Source organism: Amycolatopsis sp. NPDC051716, from assembly GCF_040681595.1.
GTDB lineage: Bacteria > Actinomycetota > Actinomycetes > Mycobacteriales > Pseudonocardiaceae > Amycolatopsis.
Map to the genome: position 1 here is coordinate 21,076 of NZ_JBFAZA010000055.1, position 20,958 is coordinate 42,033.

The 20,958-nt window shown below is 67.4% G+C and carries 16 protein-coding genes; 6 read left to right on the top strand and 10 right to left on the bottom strand.

The window, feature by feature from the left end; genetic code table 11:
• Positions 1–14 precede the first annotated feature (14 nt).
• Genes AB0M30_RS44045 through AB0M30_RS44065 form a run of 5 tightly spaced genes read right to left on the bottom strand, consistent with a single transcriptional unit; the run spans position 15 to position 10,595 of the window.
• On the bottom strand, positions 15–5,672 hold the full coding sequence (locus AB0M30_RS44045; RefSeq protein WP_364597579.1) for an SDR family oxidoreductase: 5,658 nt from the start codon (positions 5,670–5,672) through the stop codon (positions 15–17).
• On the bottom strand, positions 5,669–7,081 hold the full coding sequence (locus AB0M30_RS44050; protein ID WP_364597582.1) for an acyltransferase domain-containing protein: 1,413 nt from the start codon (positions 7,079–7,081) through the stop codon (positions 5,669–5,671). The genes AB0M30_RS44045 and AB0M30_RS44050 overlap by 4 nt, the downstream gene beginning before the upstream one ends.
• A 14-nt stretch (positions 7,082–7,095) precedes the next feature.
• Positions 7,096–8,028, bottom strand: coding sequence for an alpha/beta fold hydrolase (locus tag AB0M30_RS44055; protein ID WP_364597585.1), 933 nt, complete (start codon positions 8,026–8,028; stop codon positions 7,096–7,098).
• Positions 8,029–8,037: 9 nt separating this feature from the next.
• Positions 8,038–9,741, bottom strand: coding sequence for an alpha/beta fold hydrolase (locus AB0M30_RS44060; protein ID WP_364597588.1), 1,704 nt, complete (start codon positions 9,739–9,741; stop codon positions 8,038–8,040).
• Between the two features lie 44 nt (positions 9,742–9,785).
• Positions 9,786–10,595, bottom strand: a complete 810-nt coding sequence (locus AB0M30_RS44065; protein ID WP_364597591.1) for a 3-oxoacyl-ACP reductase family protein — start codon at positions 10,593–10,595, stop codon at positions 9,786–9,788.
• 303 nt (positions 10,596–10,898) lie between these two features.
• Here AB0M30_RS44065 and AB0M30_RS44070 point away from each other — a divergent pair, with 303 nt between their 5' ends.
• The gene (locus tag AB0M30_RS44070) at positions 10,899–11,105 is read left to right on the top strand and encodes a DUF5988 family protein (RefSeq protein WP_364597654.1); all 207 of its coding nucleotides are present in this window, start codon (positions 10,899–10,901) and stop codon (positions 11,103–11,105) included.
• A gap of 291 nt (positions 11,106–11,396) precedes the next feature.
• On the opposite strand, the gene AB0M30_RS44075 is transcribed toward AB0M30_RS44070, so the two are convergent.
• Entirely contained in the window at positions 11,397–11,753 is a 357-nt protein-coding gene (locus AB0M30_RS44075) for a hypothetical protein (protein ID WP_364597593.1), read from the bottom strand.
• A gap of 179 nt (positions 11,754–11,932) precedes the next feature.
• Between AB0M30_RS44075 and AB0M30_RS44080 the strand changes: the two genes are divergently transcribed.
• Entirely contained in the window at positions 11,933–12,337 is a 405-nt protein-coding gene (locus tag AB0M30_RS44080; RefSeq protein ID WP_364597595.1) for an amidohydrolase family protein, read from the top strand.
• 360 nt (positions 12,338–12,697) lie between these two features.
• On the top strand, positions 12,698–14,362 hold the full coding sequence (locus AB0M30_RS44085; RefSeq protein ID WP_364597598.1) for a recombinase family protein: 1,665 nt from the start codon (positions 12,698–12,700) through the stop codon (positions 14,360–14,362).
• A 184-nt stretch (positions 14,363–14,546) separates the two neighbouring features.
• Here the strand turns inward: AB0M30_RS44085 and AB0M30_RS44090 are convergent, their stop codons facing one another.
• A complete protein-coding gene (locus tag AB0M30_RS44090) occupies positions 14,547–14,879 on the bottom strand; it encodes a hypothetical protein (protein WP_364597601.1) in 333 nt (110 codons plus the stop codon).
• A gap of 873 nt (positions 14,880–15,752) precedes the next feature.
• On the opposite strand from AB0M30_RS44090, the gene AB0M30_RS44095 reads away from it, so the two are divergent.
• Genes AB0M30_RS44095 through AB0M30_RS44105 form a run of 3 tightly spaced genes read left to right on the top strand, consistent with a single transcriptional unit; the run spans position 15,753 to position 18,663 of the window.
• The gene (locus AB0M30_RS44095) at positions 15,753–16,394 is read left to right on the top strand and encodes a hypothetical protein (protein ID WP_364597603.1); all 642 of its coding nucleotides are present in this window, start codon (positions 15,753–15,755) and stop codon (positions 16,392–16,394) included.
• A gap of 17 nt (positions 16,395–16,411) precedes the next feature.
• A complete protein-coding gene (locus AB0M30_RS44100; protein WP_364597606.1) occupies positions 16,412–18,376 on the top strand; it encodes a UvrD-helicase domain-containing protein in 1,965 nt (654 codons plus the stop codon).
• A gap of 23 nt (positions 18,377–18,399) precedes the next feature.
• Positions 18,400–18,663 carry a hypothetical protein gene (locus AB0M30_RS44105; protein WP_364597609.1) on the top strand — a complete coding sequence of 88 codons (264 nt, stop codon included), beginning with the start codon at positions 18,400–18,402 and terminating at the stop codon, positions 18,661–18,663.
• Between the two features lie 688 nt (positions 18,664–19,351).
• On the opposite strand, the gene AB0M30_RS44110 is transcribed toward AB0M30_RS44105, so the two are convergent.
• From AB0M30_RS44110 to AB0M30_RS44120, 3 genes are all read right to left on the bottom strand, one after another.
• Complete coding sequence (locus tag AB0M30_RS44110; protein WP_364597612.1) at positions 19,352–20,179, bottom strand: Scr1 family TA system antitoxin-like transcriptional regulator; 828 nt, start codon at positions 20,177–20,179, stop codon at positions 19,352–19,354.
• Positions 20,180–20,261: 82 nt separating this feature from the next.
• Positions 20,262–20,603 (bottom strand): MarR family transcriptional regulator, encoded by a 342-nt coding sequence (locus tag AB0M30_RS44115; RefSeq protein ID WP_364597615.1) that lies wholly within the window; start codon positions 20,601–20,603, stop codon positions 20,262–20,264.
• Positions 20,600–20,854 carry a hypothetical protein gene (locus tag AB0M30_RS44120; protein ID WP_364597618.1) on the bottom strand — a complete coding sequence of 85 codons (255 nt, stop codon included), beginning with the start codon at positions 20,852–20,854 and terminating at the stop codon, positions 20,600–20,602. Before AB0M30_RS44120 ends, AB0M30_RS44115 begins: the two co-directional genes overlap by 4 nt.
• Positions 20,855–20,958 lie beyond the last annotated feature (104 nt).

The window sequence follows — 20,958 nt, forward strand, 5'->3', positions numbered from 1 at the left end:
CGGACCGCGAAGCATCACTCCGGCACCCCGGCGCCGTGCATGTCGACCCGGCCCATGGCCACGCATAGCGCGTGTTCGATGCGCGCGAGCGGCGTCCCGTCGGCAGCGGTCGCGGAGAACACCCCGGTCCCGGCATCCCACCGCAGTTCGATGCCTTCCGGGTAGCGCCGGGCCAGTTCGGCGTCGCCGGCGTCGACGAACCACTCGACGAGGCCGATGTGCTGCGGCACTTCGACTTCTTGCCGGTTCTCGCCGTCGTCCACCGGACGCAGCGCACGGGTGCGCAGCAGCCCGTCCAGCAGCAGGCTCGGCATCGCCGGCCCGGCGAGCGCTTCCGGCACGCGGCCGGGGCGCCACACCGCCGCGGCACCCCGCGGCCCGGCGCGCCAGTCGTGCGTCGTGCGGAACATCCCGGACAACAGCACCCTGGATTCCGGGTGGTAGTAGGGCGATCCGACCGACCGTCCGCCTTCGGGGGCCGGCGGCGGGGGGCCCGGAGACCTCGGCGGTCCGGTGAGCACGGTCGCGCGGAAGTGTTCTCGGCCGCGGGAAAGCACCTGGCCGCCCGGCGCGATGACGTCGGAGGTCAGTCGCACCAGGACGGACGGCTGCGCCGCCGCGGACCCGGCGGGCTCCACGGCGGCGGAGACCCGGTACTCGACGGTCCGGCCGGCGCCCGCCCGGACCCAGTTCGAGAAGACGACGTCGCGCAGCGCGTGGACGGCCGAGCCGGGCAGCAGCGACTTGGCCGCCTCCACCGCGATCCCGGCGAGCACTGTGCCCGCCACCGTCACCTTGCCGTCCACGAGGTGCTCGTCCAGGTACCGCTCCCGCCGGCTGTCGAACACCACTTTCCACGAAGCCGCCCCCCGCTCCAGCGTGTCGGGTTCGCCCAGGAAGCGGGCGGAGCCCGGCACGCCGGGGACGTCGTCGGCGTAGCCGGGGAACTTCCGGGCCAGCAGTTGCCGTTCCGCGGTGCCGATGAACGACACCACGGGATCGCGTGGCCCGGGCTGCCCCAGTTCGGCGAGGAAGTGCGCAACCCCTTCGGCCCGGCTCATCGAGCTGAGCTGCCGGCTGCGTTTCAGCGCGGCGCCGGTGGCCGGATCGCCGCTGATCCCGGCGCCGTCCCACACCGTCCAGGCCACCGTGAACTCCTCGAGACCGGCCTGGTGGCCCGCGGCGCGCGCCAGGAAGTCGTTGGCGGCGGAGTAGTCGGCCTCGCCCGGCAAGCCCATGAGCCCGGCCAACGAGCCGAAGTTGCACCACAGCCGGGGCGGCGAGCCCGCGAACGCCTCCTTGAGGTGGTGGTAGCCGCGCAGCTTGACGTCCCGGACGTGGCGGAACTGCGTGAGCCGCTTGCGGGTCAGGTCGCCGGGATGGTGGGCTCCGGCCCCGTTGACCAGCAGGTCGACCCGGCCCTCGGTGTCCAGGATGGTGCGCACGGCGCGCCGCACCGCCACGGGGTCGGTGACGTCGCAGGTGAGGTGGTGCACGGCGGTCGCACGCCGTCGCATGCGTTCGAGGGTCAGCCGGCTTTCCCGGGCCCGCAGCAGCCGCTGGAACCGGCGGTTGTGCTCGCCGACGGTGACTGTGTCACCGGAGCGCCGCCCCGCGGCGATGAACTCCGCGCGCAGGCGGGGCAGGTTCTCGTCCGCCGCGGCGAGCAGGTCGGCCGGAACGTCCTGCGGGGACGACGAACCGAGCAGCCACACCCGCAGGGGCAGCCGGTCGAGCAAGCCCTCCACCGCCGCGGCGGTGATGCCGCGCGCCCCGCCCGTCGCCACCACCACGTCACCCGGCGCGAGTGGCAGATCGCCGGCTCGCGACGGGGCGGGGCGCAGCCGCGGCCCGTACCGGCCGCCGGCTTGGTGGACCACCACCGGCAAGCCACCGGGCCGGGCCAATTCCGCCTCCAGCAGGCGCCAAGTGGCGGCGGCGGGTCCGTCGGAGAGCACGACCCGGCAGGCGCAGGCGGGCAGCTCCCAGGAGACGCTGTTGACCAAGCCGGTGAACAGGCCGGTGTGAGGATCAGGAGTCCCCTGCGCCCGTTGGCCGGCCACGAGCACGCCCACCGAGCCCTCGGCGGCCAGCGCGTCCCGGTAACGGCGCACGGTCAGGAACAGCGCCTCGTGCAGGCTCGTCGCCTCGCCCGGCCGGGAAGTGTAGACGCGCACATGCCGGTACTCACGGGCCGGATCGAGCGCGGCCGCCAGCACGGCCTCCGGATCGTCGTCCGGCCGCACGACCACGGTGGTGGCGGCCGCCGCGGCCGCGGGCGCCCCGGCGGCCTCGTCGGTCAGCACGAGACAGTCCGCCGGCAGGGCGGCGGGGAGGTTCCCCAGTGGCGGCAGCGGTTCGAGCCGGGGTATGCACCGCGTGGTGACAGGTTCGAGGGTTCGCTCGGGAACGACCGGGGTCGCCGGCTCCGTCACGTCGGCGAGGTCGGTGGCGTCGGCGGGGCCGGGCGCGGGGTGCAGGGTGACGGTGGGGCCGGGGAACGGCCCGGTCACGGTGACCGGGCTCGCCGGGCGTCCGGCGAGAGCGGTCAGCAGGTCGACCGCACCGTCCGCGCCGAGGTAGGTCCGGTCGCGGACCGGTCGTCCGGTCTCGTCCCCGCCAGCGGGCCGCGGTTCGGTGGTCAGCGTGCCCAGCACCGGCCAGCCGTTCGCCCGCGCACAACGCTTGCGCGCCAGTGCGAGCAGGAAAGCCCCCTCGGCCAGTCTCCCGGCCGGCTCGCCGAGCAGCGCGGCCCACTCCGGGGTGCTGTTGCCGTTGAGCGCCAGCACGAACGCCAGGTCGACTTCGCCCGTGGCCAGGTACCGCGACGCGGTGTGCACCGCGGTCAGGGCCGAGGAGGCGCCGGTGTCGACGGTCAGCGTGGGACCGTGCAGGTCCAGGCGGTTGGCCAGCCGCGCCGGGATGATGTTGGGCCCCAGCCCGGGCAAGGTGTCCTCGTTGGTGGCCGGCCGTTCCCGGCGCACCTCGTCCAGACAGCCGCGCAACGCTTCCTTCAGCGCCGTGGGCGACACCTCGTCACCGGGGCGCGGCCGCAGGGACCCGAGGTCGTGCGCGTAACAGCGGAACGCGGTCAGCCCGGCCGCGCTGGTCGGCCCGGTGTGGGCGGCCACGACACCCGTGCGGTCCCGGACGGCCTCCCACAGCGGTCCGTGTTCCTCGGCGAACTGTGCGGTCACGGCCAGGGCCATCAGCTGGGTGCGGTCCAGGGTCTGCGCCGTGCGAGGCGCCATCCGCAGCTCGCGGGAGCCGGGCACCGGATACGGCGTGGGAAACGACGGCTCCGGGGCGGGCGCAGTGCCCGCGGCCAGTCTTGCCCGGATCTCGTCCGGTGCGGGGTTCCCGGGGAGGTGGGCGGTCCACGCGACCAGCACGATCTCGTCGGGGTCGCTCGGCGGCACCGAGCGGGGAACCGGTTGTCCGGGCCGCGGAGGGTCCTGCACCAGCAAGTGGGCGTCGGTGCCGCCGAAGCCGAACGCCGAGACCCCGACCACCCGGGGCCGGTCCTCCCGCGGGGGCAACGGCAGATCGGTCGCCGGGATGCGCACGTGCTCCCCCGGCGCGTCCGGTGCCGCCTCCGACGGCGGGCGCTGCGCCGGAACCAGCCCATGACGCAGGCCGAGCAGGGCGTGGACCAGGGAAACCGCGCCCGCGGGCCAGCCGGTGTGCCCGACCAGGGACTTATTGGAGGTGCACGCATAGCCGGTCTCGGGAGCGAGCGCCGCCAGCGTGTCCAGCTCCACCCGGTCGCCGACCGGGGTTCCGGTGCCGTGGGCGACGACCCAGTCCACCTCCTCGGCCGCGATCCCGTTGACCGCCCTGGCCCGCCGCACCGCGCGTTCCTGGCCGGCGGGGTTCGGCGCGTACACCGCCTTGCCCCGGCCGTCGGACGCCACCCCCGAGCCGCCCAGCACGGCCAGCACCTCGTCGCCGTCGCGCCGGGCCCGCCCCAGGGGCTTGAGCACCACCGCCGCCGCGCCGTCGGAGAACAGCGTGCCGTCGGCGTCCCGGTCGAACGCGTGCAGGCCGCCGCTGCGGCTCAGCCCGCGCAACGCGCTGAACATGACGGAGAACCGCGGTGTGTTGGTGAACACGCCACCGCACACCGCGATGTCACACGTGCCCGCGGCCAGTGCCTTGGCCCCGAGGTCGACGGCGTACAGGCTGGACGAGCAGGCGGTGTCCACCGTGGTGTAGGGCGAGCCCGGGGGCAGCAGCTCCGTGATGGCCGCCCGTACCACGTGGTCGGGCAGGTGTTGCCGCCCTTCGCCGGTGACGAGGGGGTAGTGCCGGCGCAGCAGCGCACGCAGGCGTTCGGAAAGCCCGGAGCGGCCGGCCCCGGCCTCCGGCCAGTGCGCGACCAACCGCCGGACGGCGACCTCGACGAAGAGGGACTCGTCGAGCTGCTGGTTGCCCTCGACAGTGTTGGCCACGAAGCACTCGACCCGGTCCTCCGGCCGGTGGCCGACCGGGCCGTAGGCCTGCGCGATGCTGTGGCGCAGCCACTGAGCCGCGAGGTTGCGGGTGCACGACTGCGCCTTGGCCTCCTCGTGCAGCCGCGGTTCGTGGATGAAGCCGCCGCGAAACGTGTACCCCCGGTCCTCCGTGTCCGTTCCGGCCGCCAGGAACGCCTCCTGGCGGAACCGTCCCCGGGGCTCGCCGAACACCGGCTTCCCGCGGCGCAGCAGGTCCCAGAACTCCTCGGGGTCGTCGGCGCCCGGCAGCACCAGTCCCATTCCCACCACCGCCACCGCCTCCGCATCCGGTCCGGCGTCCCGTGCCTCCCGAGGGGTGACGCGCGTGAGCGGCCGCGCCGGCGCGGGCTCGGCCGGCGCAGGCGAGGGGGCGTGAGGGCCGGGGCGAAGCATCGCGTGCCCGAGCGACAGGCCACCGTCGGCGAGCACGCTCTGCCCGGTGACCCAGGACGTCCGCGGGGACGCCAGCACCGTCACCAGGCGGGCCAGCTCCTCCTCGGTGCCCAGCCGGCCCAGGGGGGCGTTCGCGCCGCAGATGTCGCGCAAGGCGGCGCCGCCGGGGAACAAATCCGCCGTCGGATTGTCCAGCAGACCGGCGGAAGCCACGTTCACCCGCACCCCGTGCGGGGCGAACTCCACCGCCAGGTACCGGCTCAGTGCCTCCAGTGCCGCTTTGCTGACGCCGACCGTCGCGTAGTTGTCGACCACCATCCCGGCTCCGATGGAGGACACGTTCACCACCACCCCGCCGGTCTCCGCCAGCAGCGGCAGCGCGGCCCACGCGCAGCGGCGGGCACCGTGCACGTTGACGTCGAAGACCTTCTGCCACTCCAGGTCCGTCAGCGTGCTCGCCGGCGCCAGCACGCCCCGGGCGGCGTTGTTGACGAGCACGTCCAACCGCCCGGCGCGTTCGCGCACGGTCTCGATCATCGCCGCGACGTCGCCGGCCTTGGTCACGCTGGCCCGGATCAGGTCCCCCGAGCCACCCGCGGCGACCACTTCGTCCAGGGTGCGCCGCGCGGCTTCCGCCGAGTGGAAGTAGTTGACCAGGACGTGGGCTCCCGCGGTGGCGAACTCGAGCGCGATCGCCCGGCCCACCCCCTTGCCGCCGCCGGTGACCAGGACGACCCGGCCCGCGAACTCGGCCGCCGCGGCTTGGTGTCCGGCCGGAGCGCTCACGCGTCGCTCCCCACCGGGTGGCGGTCGTCGCGCAACCGCATGACGAGATCGACGATCGCGTCCATCGTCGGGTAGTTCGTCAGCCTTGCCCCGGAGTCCGCCGGCGGGATGCCGAAGTGCTCCAGGGTCCGGGTGAACGCCTCGGTCTGCTTGATCGAGTCGATGCCCAAGTCCGCTTCCAGGTCGGCGTCGGGTTCCAAGGCGTCGGGCGGGTAGCCGAGCAGATCGGCGTACACGGTGCGCACGGTGTCGAACACGGCGTCCCGGCCGGCGGCGGCCGGCGGCGCGCTCTCCTCCGCGGTGGACGTCTCCGCTCGCGGCGTCGGTACCGGCACTGGCACCGGCGCCGCTTCCGCGACGTCGACGGGGCCGGGCGCGGGGGCCTCCGGTCGGCCCGGCGGCGCGGGGCGCCGTGAGACGGTGGCACGTCCGTCCCGAGCCAGCGACGGCACCGCGTCCAGATCGGCCTCCAGGCCTCGCCGGTCGGTCCGCTTCCGCAGCGGGGCGACGGTCACCGCGCCGGGCACGATCGCGGCCACCAGGTCCACCAGCACCCCCTTCGGGCCCGACTCGACGAACCGCCGGGCGCCGTCGGCGTGGATTTCCCGCGCCGCGTCGAGGAATCGGACCGGCAGCACCAGGTGGCCGGAGATCACCCGGCCGACCTGACCGACGTCCTCGATGTAGCGACCGAGTATCGCCGAGTACACCGGCAGCCGCGGGACGCGTCTGGGCACATCCGCGACTCGCTCGCCGAAGTCGTCCGCCGTATCGGCCAGGAGGGGGTTGTGGAACGGGTAGGGGATGCGCAGGCGCGTCGCCGTCAACCCGAGCGCGGTGGCCACCTCGTGCACCCTCGCCAGCTCCTCGTCCGGCCCGGACACCACCACCTGGCCGGGACCGTTGTCCGCGGCGACCGCCAGGTGCCATTCGTCCAGGGCGCCGATGATGTCCTGCGCGCGCCGCGCGCCGCAGTTCAGGGCGACGAGGCCGCCTCGCGGCGCCTCGATCCGGCTCAGCGACTCGTCGCGCTGCGCCACGACGTGCGCGCCGTCTTCCAGCGTCAGCGCCCCGGCCGCGGTCAGCGCGGTCAGCTCGCCGAAACTGTGGCCCAGCAGGAGATCCGGCCGGACCCGGTAATCCTCGGTCAACAGCCGGAACGCGGTCACCGAGGAGGCGAAGATCGCCAGGTGGAGCGCGGGTGGGTCGTGTTCCACCAGCTCCTGGAGGTTCGGCGAACCGGGGTCCAGAAGCATCGGTGAGACGGGCGCGCGGCCCAGTCGCCCGGCCACCTCGTCCACGATGGACAGTGTTTCCCCGATCACCGGGTGCCGGTCCACGAGGTTGCCGAACAGTCCCGGCAGGTAGCTCCCCTGCCCCGGGAATAGGAAAGCGGTGCGAGTCGGCATCGTTGGTCTCCGTGTCATTTCGAGCGGGCGGCGCGGCGCGGCGCGGCGGACTGGTCGGGCTGGGGACCGTCACCGGGTGGCGCCGCGGGTTCCCCGTTGCGGAGGAAGGATTCGACGATGCCGGTGAACCGCTCGGCGTCTTCCAGGTGGGGGTAGTGACCCGCCGGCAGGAGCCGATAGCCGCCCCCGGGGACGAGCCGCACCGACCTGGCCTGCCAGGCCGGGGTGATCGGGTCGCCGATCCCCCAGATGGCGAGGGCGGGCAACCTCAGGCGGGAAAGATCGGGCCGGAGGTCGTACCGCTGCCCCAGCAGCGTCGTGATGTTGGTGATGACGGCGAGCGACGTGGCCGCGAACTGCGGGATCCGGCTTCGCCGGATGTGCTCCTGGTACCACAGCGCGGGAATGCGCCACGGTTGCCGCGTCGCGTAGAGCGCCCCCGCCACGGTGCTCACCAAGGCGCCGGCGGCCAGGAGCCCGGCCGCCAGGGCGACCCGTCTGACACCCGGCCTGCCCAGGAAGATCTGGATCGGGTTGGTGGCGCGCCCGAGCCCGCCGGAGCAGACCAGAACCATGCGGCCGACCCGTTCGGGCGCCTCCCGCGCCATCAGGATGGCCATCATGCCCCCGAGCGAGTGGCCCACGACGTCGAACCGGTCGAGCTCCACGGCCGCGGCGAAGCCGAGGGCGAACCGGGCGAAGCCCTGGGGCGAAACGTCCTCCAGCGGCGGCGTACGGCCGTAGCCGGGCAGATCGAGGGCGAGCACGCGGTGGCTCGCCGCCAGCCGACCGAGTACCGCGATCCAGTCGAAGGCGTCTCCGGTGTTGCCGTGCAGCAACAGCACGGGCGGCCCGTTTTCCCCGGCTTCGAGGTAGTGGGTGGCCACGCCGTCCACGTCGGCTCGGCGCTCGTGGATTCCGGCGGGCAGAGGGATTTCGGTCGGCATGATTTCCTTTCACAGGTGGATGTAGGAGCCGGGCGCCGGTGCGCCGGCCGGGTAGCGGTCGCTGCCCATCGGGGGTGGTTCGGCGCGCTCGCCCGCGCGTTCGGACAACCAGCCCACCCACGGCAGCCACCACGACTCCTTCCGCAGCTGCGCCCGGTCCAGCCACCGCGCGGGGTCGTCTGGCAGCGTGTCGGCGGACCAGTGCGACGCTTTGGGGTGCGGCGGGTTGACCACGCCGGCGACGTGCCCCCCGGACGAGAGGCAGAAGCGCACGTCACCCGCGAGCTGTCGCGCACCGCTGTAGGCCGAAGGCCAGGGGACGATGTGGTCGTTGCGGGCGGCGACGACGAACGCGTCCTGGCGTGCCCGGTCCAAGCGCAACGTGCGTCCCGCGACTTCCCAGTCACCGGAGGCGAGCTTGTTGTGCAGCGCCAGGTCGTGCACGTAGTCGTGGTGGGCCGCGGCGGTGACGTTGGTCGTGTCGTTGTTCCAGGCCAGCAGGTCGAATGGCGGCGGGCTCTCCCCCATCAGCCAATTGCGGGCGAAGTAGTGCCAATACAGGTCCTTGCCGCGGAGGAGGTCGAACAGCAACGCCAGGGTGTGCCCTTCGACGTACCCGCGTTCGGTCATGATGCGTTCGCCCGCGGCGAGGGTGTGGTCGTCGGCCAGGGCGCCCCACACCCCGATGTCGGAGAAGTCGACGTAGGTGTTGAGCAGGGTGGTGCTGCGGACGCGCCGGTCGCGGCCCGCCGCCAGCCACGCCTGCAGCATCACCACGAGGGTGCCGCCGTTGCAGGCGCCCAGCAGGTTCAGCTGCGGGGACCCGGTGATGTCGAGGGCGGCTTCACAAGCGCCCAGCAGCCCGCTGAGCATGTAGTCGGCCAGGGTGACGTCCCGCAGGTCGCGGCCGGGGTTGCGGTAGCTGATCGCGAAGACGGTGTGGCCGTGCTTGATCGCCCACTCCACCAGGCTGCGACCGGGGGAAAGGTCCAGCCCGTAGTACTTGTTGACCCACGGCGGGCTGATCAGCAGCGGGATGCGGTGGACGGCCGGGGTCTGCGGTTCGTACTGGATGAGTTCCAGCAACGGGGTACGAAGAACCACCCGGCCCGGGCTGGCGGCCAGGTCACGGCCCAGCGCGAAGGCGGAGGCGGGTACCTGACGCGGCCGCCCGTGGTTGTGCCGCACGTCCTCGGAGGCGTTGCGCATCCCTCTCAGCAGGCTTCGGCCCCGGCTTCGCACTGCGCGGCGAAGGACTTCCGGGTTGCCGAGCACCGTGTTGGTGGGCGCGACGGCTTCGCTCAGCAGCTGTACGGCCAAGTGCGCCCGGCGGTGCGGAGCGGCGGAAAGACCGGCGCTGTCGACGACTTCGTGCGCCAGCCGGTCGGAGAGCAGGTAGGCCTGTTGGAGCAGGTGGAAGTAGCGGTGTTCGGTCCACGCACGGTCCCGGAAGCGCCGGTCGTCGGTGGCGGGGAGGACGGGGTTGGCAGCGGGGTGGTCCGCACCGAAGACACCCGTGGCCGCCGCCGCGGCGGCGGTGTCGCGCGCGGCGCGGATCACCGCGCCGGCGGTCTCGGGCCAGTTGTCCAGGACGCCGCGGGCCACGGGCGTCAGCGAAGCACCGAGCCACCGAACCGCGATCAACGCTTGCCGGACGGTCGCCGGGACACCCGGACCGGGTTCTTCGCCGAGAGAACTGGAGAGTCGGGACATCGGCCTCACACCGGAACTCCTTCTGCTGGGGTAAGGAACCGGGGTCACATGCGGAGGCCGCCGTTGACGGCCCAGACCTGGCCGGTGTAGCGCGAAGCGTCCTCGCACAGGAACGCCACGACGCGGGCCACTTCGTCCGTGCCGCCCACTCGCCCCAGGGGGATGCTTGCGAGCACCCGTTCGCGGTTGCGACCGGTCAGGCTCGCGGTCATGGTCGTGTCGATCAGCCCGGGGGCCAAGGCGTTGACGGTCACGCCCGAAGCGGATTCCGTGACGGTGCCCGCCTTGGCCGCCAGCAGGGCGGCTTCCTGGGCCAGGCACATCGTCAGGCCGATCAGGCCCGCTTTGGCCGCCGCGTACGGCGCCTGCCCCACCGCGCCGGCCTGGCCGACCACGGACGACATGTTGACGACCCGGCCGGATCCGCGCTCGATCATGCCCGGGAGCACGCGCTTGGCGAGGTAGAACGGGCCGGACAGGTTGATCGCGAGCACCTGGTCCCAGTCCTTCTCCGGTACGTCGGTGGCCATGGCGGGCCGGGTGGCTCCGGCGTTGTTGACGAGGATGTCGATTCCGCCGTGCCGGGCGGAGACCTCGGCGACCAGGCGCTCGCAGTCTTCGACCGAGGAGACATCGGCACGGTGGAGGGAGTGACCGGCCCGCTGCCCGGCGATTCGATCGGCCACCGCATCGGCCTGCTCTACCGAGGTGTGGTATCCGATCGCCACGGTGGCTCCCGCGTCCGCGAGCGCCTGGCAGATCGCCGAACCGATACCCCGGACGCCACCGGTTACCAAGGCGACCTTGCCCGACAAACCGGTGCCGGAGTGGTGGTGGGTGGTGGAATGGGTCACTTGGGCTCCAGAGGATCGCTGCCTGTGGTGGAAACGGAACTGCACCCATCGTTTTCCGGCGCGGCCACCCGGGCAATGGTCCGGCCGATACATGTCTTTCGGAGCGGTCCGTTCGATCACGCCCGACCGAGACCGCCGGTCAAGCGGCCATCCCCCGGTTCGAGGCGATGAAACGGTTGAGACGCAGGGGCAAGGGGATTGCCCCTGTCCGATAACGGCGCGACCGTGGGGATCGATGGGCCCGCAGCAGACCGGAGCGCGGCTTCCGCGCCCCTGCCGGAGATCGTGAAAGGGGAATGCGATATGTCCCACCGCGTGTTGCTTTCAGGCGGTCCGGATTACGTGGCCTCCGGTGATCGCAGCCGGATCGTCGAAGAGCTGACGGACGAGGTCAAACTGTCCTGCTACGGCGGCCACGAACACTTCTCCTTCACCGGTGACTACCGGGTCGTCGACGGCGAGCGCGCGGCGGTGATGCGGTGGTGCGGACGCACGACCGTCGCCGAATGATCGACTCGACCGGCACGGCAACGCGCGTTTCCCGGCGGGCAGGCGACTGAGGACGCCGGCACCGTTTCGGACCGCCTCGAGGCGGTCCCTGCCAGCGAGTGGCAGCCGTGTACCGCCTGCCGGCGCGCCCTGCACCGCGCCACCTGGACACGCTTGCACGGCGCCTGCCCGGCGTGCGGGACGACCCGGCGGCTGGGTACCCGGGACCGGATCGCGCAGCTCGCCGTTCCCGGGACCTTCACCGAGCACCTGGCGCGCTTGCGGTCCACCGATTCCTTGTGCTTCACCGATTCACAGCCGTGCTGCGCGCGGACGCGCAAGGCACACGCGGGCACGGACGCGTCCGTGCCCGCGGCCGCGGCCGTCATCGGCACCGCGCACCTCCGGGGCCGGCGGGTCGTGCTCCTGGTGATGGATTTCGGGTTCCCCGGTGGAAGCATGGGTGTGGTCGTCGGCGAGAAAGTCGTCGCAGCCGCCGATCTTGGACGACAAGGTCGCAGGGGTGACCGGCGCCGGTCGCGGCCTCGGCGCGGCGTGCGCCATCGCGCTCGTCGAACTGGGCGCCTTGGCGGACGGCGTCGACGAGGTCATCCGCACCGTCCGCACCGAAGCGCGGCTGGGCGCCGACTGGATCAAGTTCGCCGGCACCGGCGGATTCGGCTCCGAACACGACGATCCCGAGCTGGTCACCCACTCCCGAGCCGAAGTCGACGCCCTCGTCGCCACCGCACGCGACCTCGGCAAACCCGCCGCCGTACCCCCGCCACGCTCTCGACGCTCGCGGACAACGGCATCTGGCTCGTCCCTACCCAGGTCGTCACCGTCGAATGCCTGCGACACCTCGAAGACGACCACTTCTGGGCCGACAAACCAATCCACCTCAGGGAAACGTTCCGCACCCACGCCGACCGCCTCCACCAGTGCGCTTCCCACCCTGCCGGCTCGGCGGTCCGGATCGCATTCGGCTCCGACGCCAGCGTCCTGCCCACCGCGACAACTGGCGCGAATTCCCTGCCATGGTCTCCACCGGCATCAGCCCGCTGCGCGCCCTCCGCGCCGCGACGTCCGAAGCCGCCGCGCTGCTCGCCACGCCGGACCGCGGCATCATCCGCCCCGGCGCGCTCGCCGACCTCATCGCCATGCCCGGCAACCCCTTCGACGACATCGACTGCACCGGAAACGTCGACTTCGTCGTGCAGAGCGGTCGCGTCAAGCGGCACACCAACCCCTGACGCAAGGCGACCGCGGACCACGTTCATGGGCATCAAGCTCCACCCCCGAGCCACGTACCTATCCAGGTGCAGAACCGCCCAGCATGCAGGACGCGCTCGCGTTCGTCGACGATCTCGATGGTGGCGGAACGCTTGTGCGGATCTACGGCGATGATCATTGGTGTCACGTTTTCTCCTCACCGTGCGTCGGTGTCAGGCGAGGCGGGCAGCAAACGAAACCGCCGGAGGGCAACTACTGCCACCCTGTGCTACGAATGAACGATCGATGTCACCCGGCACCGAATTCTCCCGCATGCAAGTCGCGACCTACTTTCCGAGGTGTCGCAGCCGACAGTCGCGGAGAGCGTGGCCTTCGTGCCGATGACGACCGCAGTCGACGCCACTCGCCGTCGCTCTCGCGCATCGGTGACCGTCGGTGTCATGCCGCAGCCAACGAGCATCGCCCATTTACTTGGGCAACACGGACGATACGAGCTGCAATGCGGCCATTCGAGTGCACATCGACGCCAAGCTCGTCATCAGCGCCACGCGACTGCGTTTCCCCTCGACCCGAATCCGCCTCAAGCACCGAGGTACACGATGATCAGTACCGCCCGCCGAGCTACCACGCCACACTCCGTCTCGCCGCGCCGGGCCGGCGCCCGGCTTCGCCGGCAGACCACCGGAGGTCATGGCCTGAGGTTCGCGTTCTACGGGCGGATGTCCACGGTCGAGTTCCAAGACCGGACGACGTCGTTGGGGTGGCAGCGCGAGGTCGCCGAGGAGACCATCCGAGGGCACGGCGTGATCGTGGCGGAGTACTTCGACGAAGGATGCTCACGTCGGCTGCTCTGGCGCGAACGGCCGGCCGCGGCCCAGCTGATGGCAGCCGCGGCGGGACCGAACCGTTCGTTCGACGCTGTCGTCATCGGAGAGTACGAGCGAGCGTTCTACGGAGACCAGTTCGACACCGTGCTGACCACGCTCCGGGAGCAGGGTGTCCAGCTGTGGCTTCCGGAAGCGAACGGTCCGGTGAACCTTGACGACCCGGTGCACCAGGCACTGATGCTCCTGCTCGGGTCCCAGTCGCGCCGGGAGGTGCTGCGGGCCCGGCACCGAGTGCTGGCCGCGATGGGCGTCCAGGCCCGTGTTCAAGGCAGGTTCCTCGGCGGTCGGCCACCTTACGGCTACCGCCTGGCCGATGCCGGTCCGCACCCGAACCGGGCCCACGCGAGCTGGGGCCGCCGCCTGCACCGCCTGGAACCCGATCCGGCCACCGCACCGTGGGTGCGGTGGATCTTCCAGCAACGAGCGACGGGACGCAGCGTGGCCGGGATCGCGCGGGAGCTGAACGACCGCGGCATCCCGTGTCCCTCGAGCGCTGACCGGGACCGGAATCGTCACCGGACGCGGCACGAGTGGATCGTCCGGACGGTGGTCGGGATCCTCGAGAACCCGCGGTACACCGGGCGGCAGGTGTGGAACCGGCACGGCACCAGCACAACCGGGCCGTCCCACCACGGTGTTCCCGCCCGACCGCCGGCGGCACGAGGCTGGGCCAAGTCGGACAAGGTGACACATCCGGCGCTCGTGAACGAGGCCACGTTCCTGGCGATCCAAGGCATGCGCGCAGCCCGCCCCACCCAGCACGGCCATACCAGGACGTACGTACTGGCGGGACTCGTGCAATGTCAGCTGTGCGGCCGCCGACTGGACTCGCACTGGGTCAACGGCCGCCCCGGCTACCGCTGCCGCCACGGCCACACCAGCGCCCGCGACCGCCCACCAGAACTCGCCAAGAACGTCTACGTCCGCGAAGACCACCTACTCGACGATCTCCGCGCCCGACTCCCTGAGACGGCCGATGGAGATGGTCCCGCGATTGCGAGCTATCTGAGAACGAACTGCCTGACGATCAGCTGCGGCGGTCCACACGAGAAGTCAAACCTCACCGTCCGGAACCCATACGAACCGCTGCAGCCGAACCAACCGGAGGGCAGCTGCTGCTACTCTGACCTGGCCGCGACGCGCGGCTCTATGGGGTAATTGAGTGTCCGAGACGATCTTGCTCACTATCTACACGTCTCGCGCTTACGTAGGGCGGTCTCATGCCGCTGGTCGTGCGCCGACCGGTACGGGCGACAGTCACCCGGTTTCGCTAGAGGCAAGGCCCGGCGAGTACAGCCCGATCGACTCCCGTCGGTGCGGTGGCCGAAATTCAATGGCGCTGTCAGTCCGCTGCCGTTTCGCGCCGCCGCGCTGGATTGATCAACACGGCGCCCGCAAGGCCAACTAAGCCGGCTACGCCGAGAGGGATGGTCCACGCGCGCCGACTACCTACGGCGGAGTCGCACGATCGCTGTCTGTCGATATCCCCAAGGTTGTTATTCGGGGCGAATGCTGTGCCGCAGTCAGCCTGTTGGACAGTGTGCAGGTTCACCCTGTACACGGAGTTGAAAGGATTCGGCTCGTCGTATGGCGCGTGGATTTGGATGACCATCCCGACCAGGCTGGCCAGCACGAACACGGCCGCGACGATAGCGGCGAAGGTTCTTGGCTTCATGGTGACGGCTCCTCAGCGATGTTGACCACGAGTCGCGAGATCCATGGGGAGCGTTACGCGCCCGCGCAACCGTCACCAGTTCGTAGTTCTGTCCGGATCGATTGCTCGCCTTTGGGTGCCAGTGTTGGATTGCGGCGGCCAACGGCCAAGGTGATCACTCACTCGGCAATATCAGCGCCGCACTGACCGGCGGCCAGCCAGGCCGGCCAACTGGCGCAGTTCTATCGAGGTTCAGGGCTTGACCTGCGGTTCGGACACGAGAAGAGGCCGTCGACGTGACAGTCTCTCCGCGGGTGAATTATGCGCGTCTGCAAAAATGATCATGCTAACTGTTTACACTCTTTGTGATCCACTAACGACGTGTAGACGCCGGGCAGGCAGGCCGTACACGCATCGCCATCGGTGAAATTCAGCCACAGACTAACCTTCTGATCAGTGATTCGTCACCAGATGTAACCGTTGATCAGCTCGGCGCGACCTAGCATTGTGAGCTACAGTCACGCGTCGAGGAGGGCCACCCGTGGGGTACTTGCACAAGCAGAAAAGGTACCGGCCAACGAACTGCCTCGACTTCAAACCAGCCACCACTGAAGGGAAATGCCGGTGAGCACATCTCTTCAGCTTTCGAGATCAATTTCACAACCTCTATTCGGAGGCGAGTACGACAACTTAACTGCAGACTGTGCCACCATTCGACAGGGCGACATTGTCGAGCTAACGCAGAACAAAGATGGCGCCGACGTTTTCGGAAGACACTTCGGAGTCATCGTAACGGCGAACTGCGATCTCGCGTTCGACAAGCATCGAGGACTACTTACATATGTTCCGATTATCCCGATTGAATGTTATGTTCAACACTTTACATGTCCCCGAATGCTTGAATCCGAAGAAAAATCTTCGCTCGATGAGCTTCGCAAAAAGATTTTAACAGAACGGGACGAAGTCTTCTTCGACCGCGTCTTCGACATGTTATACGCCGAACTTTACCCTGTTGAAGAAATATGCAACAAGGTTCCTTTGGGACAAGCCGCCAAGACTCGGATCCGCGCACACTCCGCAATCGTTGACACAAGAAGAAACTATACACTCGCAGACGCACCGGATCATTCCTTCAACCAAATCAAGGTCCTGGCCAAAGATCTTGACCGGATTCTGAAACCGAAGAAATCTTTTCCCGATCGCTACTCGGCCGAGATGCACAGAAGGCTGACCAAGAGCCTAGCGGGCGACGCACTATTTCTCGGAAAGATATCCACGGAGCACGACCGCGGGTACACTGCGGTTCTACGAATGATTCGCGAGCTACGACAGGATAGAGTTTCCTTGACTGCGGTATCTGAGCGCATCAAGCAGAACTTCTACACTGCTCGGAGAATGTCTCGACTGAGTACATTGTACACCCACAGACTTGTACAGCAAATGAGTCAAGTATTCACGGACATAGGCCTTCCGGTCGACTACGAGGCTTTCCGAGATAGCCTTATCGAGACGCGATTGAGTGAACTTCTCTCTTAAGATCGACGGGGCAAAAAATGTTTGCAATATTTACAGATAAGTCACTTCGAGAGTTCATCGAAGCGGGAAGAGTCAACGGCTTTAAGCCCCCTCAGGCGGACTCGCTAATTAGCGATGATCTCGCTGCAACCATCGTCGACGGCACGATTGTATTCACGCACAGGGAAGACACCGAAGAAACCCCAACAATATTCGTCAGCTTGGAGGCTTGGGAGTTCTTCGCACTCTCTGAATCCGAACACCGTCCCGGCTACTCGGAGCTAATGTTCAGGTTCTTTGAGCGCGTACACAGAGCGTCTAAGTCTTTCGCGCAGAACGATATCTCTATACCAAGAAATTGGGTGAAGTACAGCTACCGAAACCTGGTAGCATTTTTCGCTGTGCCAAAACTTCCAGGCTGGACAGCTCCCTATAGATGGATAGCCGAGAAGCTACCGTCAGGTGGCGCATGCTTCTGGCGAGTCACCGGCCAGGGTGACGAAATCCGGCTTGAAGATTTTTCTCCCGACTATGGCCTTCTCGAAATTTTGCAGCTTATATGGCGAGATACGGTTCGATCCACACTCGACCGTCTACCACCACATGAGCCTGCAGCCAACTATCTTCAGCACACAGTGGACCTCAGTCGAGAGACTTCACAACAGGTAACTCAAAAAAGGAGCTATTCAAGCTGGCTCCCTCTGCTATCCAGCAGCCAACGACAGGTACTGATCGGCACTGATTCCGGAGCCCTCAAAGTACGAGGTCAGGCGGGATCCGGAAAAACCCTCACTCTTGAGCTTCGAGCACTCAGGGAAGTGTACGCCGCATTCGACGATGGCAGGACATACAGAGTCCTGTTCTTAACTCACAGTTGGGCAATGCAGGAGCAGGTAGAAACCTCCCTGAGCGAGTTAGACGAGCGTGGTTTATGGCGCCAGTACATCGACGTGGTCCCGTTACCATTCCTTCAGGAATCAATACAGGGGTCACTGCCAGAGGGTGCACTATTACTTGGCGATGATAGCTTAGAAGGCAAGAAGAAGCAGCTAGACATAATTATTGACTCCGTCGAATCAGTGGCCAACAGCACTGGTGAAACCTACACAAATGACGTCAGCCAGCTCATCCAACTCGCTATCGACGACGACAATAGGGGTAAGTACCGAACCGCCCTCGCCTGGCAGTTAATGCGCGAATTCGTTGAAGTTATCGACGCAAACCGACTGAAGCCCGGGGTTAATTCTCTTAAGAGATACCTTCAATTAACCCGAGAAGAGTGGATGGTACCTCTTTCCAAAGAGGCAGACCGTCAATTTTCATTCGCCGTATATAGGCTTTATGTCGCACGCCTGGTCGAAGAAGGACAAATCACAACCGACCAAGCAGTGGACGACTTTCGGGCGTATCTAGAGGGCTACGCCTGGAACTTGAGAAGAAGCACCGAAGGTTACGACCTAATCATCGTAGACGAGTTTCACCTATTCAACGACACGGAGCGCTACCTCCTTCACCTCCTCACAACAGACCCAGAGATCTATCCAAAGCTCATCTTGGCCGTAGACCCTGCACAGTCCCCCTTCACCCTACTGACCGGAATCAATAGCTCTGATCTTTCAAGATTGGGTACCGAGAGATTCGGCTCAGGCCAAGCCGAGTCCATCGAACTGGCAATTATTCATCGATTTACTGCCAAAATTCACCGTTTTGTTTCCCATATCTATGATAGTCTGCCAAATCTGATTGAACTCGGCTCAGATTGGACATATAGTCTGCCAACTTCCTCAGGGTCCAGCGACGCCAACGACGGCGCGGTGCCGAAACTCTACTTTTACGGCGAGGAGGAGATAATTCCAAGATCCGTGGAGTTGGCACTGAAGGCCAACTCTCAGCTTGCAGGACAAGGCCGTGTCGCACTAATCGGATTGACCTCCGCGGACCTCGCAAAGCTGCGCGATTCGGTATGCGCCAACGAAGGTGTAAAGAAGAATTTTTCGTACTAGGCAGTCGCGACGAGGCGACGCTGTTGCAGTACACACAGCGAGCCATCGTCATCAGCGCAGCCGAGTATACCGCTGGGCTTCAATTTCATACCGTTATAGTCGTTTCCTCTTCCAATCCGGAAGAAGCCTATAAAAACACCAGCGCCAGCAGGGCAATTGTGAGCCAGTTGTACCTGGCATGCAGTCGGGCAGAACTTGAGCTGCACTGTGTGGCACTTACCGGAGATACCGAAGTGGGGAATATTTTGAGAAGCGCGGCAGATTTGGAAATTGCGACCTCCGAATAGCGCGAAGGTGGCTGCACGCTGCCGTGAAGGAATTAGCGAGCGCGGGCGATACTGATGGCACATCGGACAACAACACTCGCCGACGAGGCGCCTACCAGCCGCACAATTTCTTGCCATGGCATGTACAGATACCTCGACGAGGGTGTTGAACCTTCAGCTTTCGTGGAAGTCTCATCGCAGCCACGGGAGGATCCAACTTCGCCACACCGGACCTATCAGCGATCTTCTTGCCGTCACAGCCCACCCGGCCGTCACACTCGCGGTGACAGTACAAATGACCGCATGACCTGCGAGGATGTGGCTCGTGACGGTTGTGACGGCCGACCTGAACCCGTCACAACCGGCACAACCGGACCTCACTCGTGCACGATCAGGTCTCAGACACGCCAGCCTTTACCTCAGACGCTCCAGGAGCGTATTTGCCGACTTCTGCCTCAAAGACGGCCGATTCGATCTTGCTGAAGTGGGATTCCCCGATCACGTCGATATGTGGCGTCGCAGCGTTCGCACTGTCGGGGAATCTGGTGTCGCCGACGCTCGTCGGACAGCTCGAACACCGCGGCGCCGGAGGCTCCACAGAGCATCGTGATGATCTGCCCAGGTGCAGGGATCTCCGTCAAGCGGGTTCGGTGCCACTCTCCTGCAATCACCGGGAGGATCGTAAGCGGGTCGATGTAGATTGCCGCCGTCACCGCGTCGCCCGGATCAGCGTAGGTGCACGCAAGGCCGACGTGCTTGCCGGCTTGTCGACCGCGTGCCGCAGGAGTGTCCTTGCCGTGTCGTGGTAGCGGCTCAGCATCGTCCGGTCGGTCAGGTAGATGTTGCAGTGATGGTGCCTGAGCACCACGGCGATCGGGCCGGAGCGGTCCTCGAAGAGCGTGAAGGCGCCGATCGACCTCAGCGCGGTCTCTGTTGACGGCACGATCCGGACAGTCACGTGTTCGAGCTGCGACGCCGCGCGAAGGTGGTCGATCTGATCGTCGCGCAGGTCGTCCAAGTCGTGAAGTGCCTGGTCATCGACCAGGAAGACGTAGCGACGGGTCCCGTCGTTCAGGGCCTGCTGGCGGACTTGGCGGCTCAGCAGGTCCATGTCCCTGCGGTCGTCCTTCACCACGGCCTTGTCGAGCACTCGTTCGGCATACGCTCTCGTCTGGAGAAGCTCCGGAATGCACGACGGTGCCCACTCCACGACGCTGCTGGAAAGCTGCTCGTACGTCCACAGCAGGTGCCCTAGCTGCGTGTCAGACGAGTCGACCAGGTTCGCGTCGCCGGCGTGCGAGGCGAGCGCCATCACCCGGTCGTACTCGGCCGACTCGACACGGAGGTATCCGAGGATCCAGGCCACGGCCGTCGCTGGCGCGACTCTAATGCCCAGCTCCCACGCCGATAGCGTCGCGGCTCGAACACCGATCTTGTCGGCCAGCCTCCGCAAGCCGATTCGGCGGCGCTCACGGGCCTCTCGCAAACTGCTGCTGACGGCAACAGTCGCGGGCGGACGGATGATCGGCTTGGGCATCTTCGGGTCCTTGTTGAGGCTGTTGGTGGCAGGCGCGCGCACGTGAGCTGGGGATTGAGGACGGGCGTGGGGTCGCCTGCTGTCAAGGCGGGCTCTCGGCGGGGAGCGCAGCTCGCACCTCGGCGACCAGGGCGCCGGCTGTTGCCGCGACCGTCTTTAGCGCGCCTATGTGCTCAAGCAGCCTGTCGAGGCCCAGCGGGGTCAGGCGGAGTTCGCGGGGTTCGGCACGGCATCGGAGGTAGCCAGCCGCGCGCAGGGACTCGATGTGCAGGTCCAGATCAGCGGCGGGAAGCCCCAACGCCTGCTGGACGGCGAGTTCTGGATGCCAACTGGTGTCGGCCAGCAGGCAAGCGATGAACAGGCGGACCGGCTGGAGGAACAGCGCGTCGAGGTCCGTACGCGAAGGGGACGAGATCGGCGTCATCGTCGACTCACCGCGACGCGGGCGGAAGCGTTCACGAGTCCCCGGCAGGTCGGACATGAACGGTCGGCCGGTGCCAGGCAGGAGTGAATCAGCACTTCGTGGCCGCAGAGAGAGCGGTACCGGCCTTGCTGGAGGCGGATGCCGCGCAGGAACTCCTCGTCCGTGACCGCGTGCGTCAAGCCGTCCAGGACGCACCGGTACCAGCTGATGTAGAGCGCTGAATGCAGCGACGTGCAGCTGGTGCCTGTCACGTCCCCTCCCTTCGACCTCACGAGCTGATGAAATCAGTCAAACTGGAGTCAGATTCGACGACCAGAGCAGCGGTGCAGCAGTTGTGTGGCGCGTACGTAGCAGT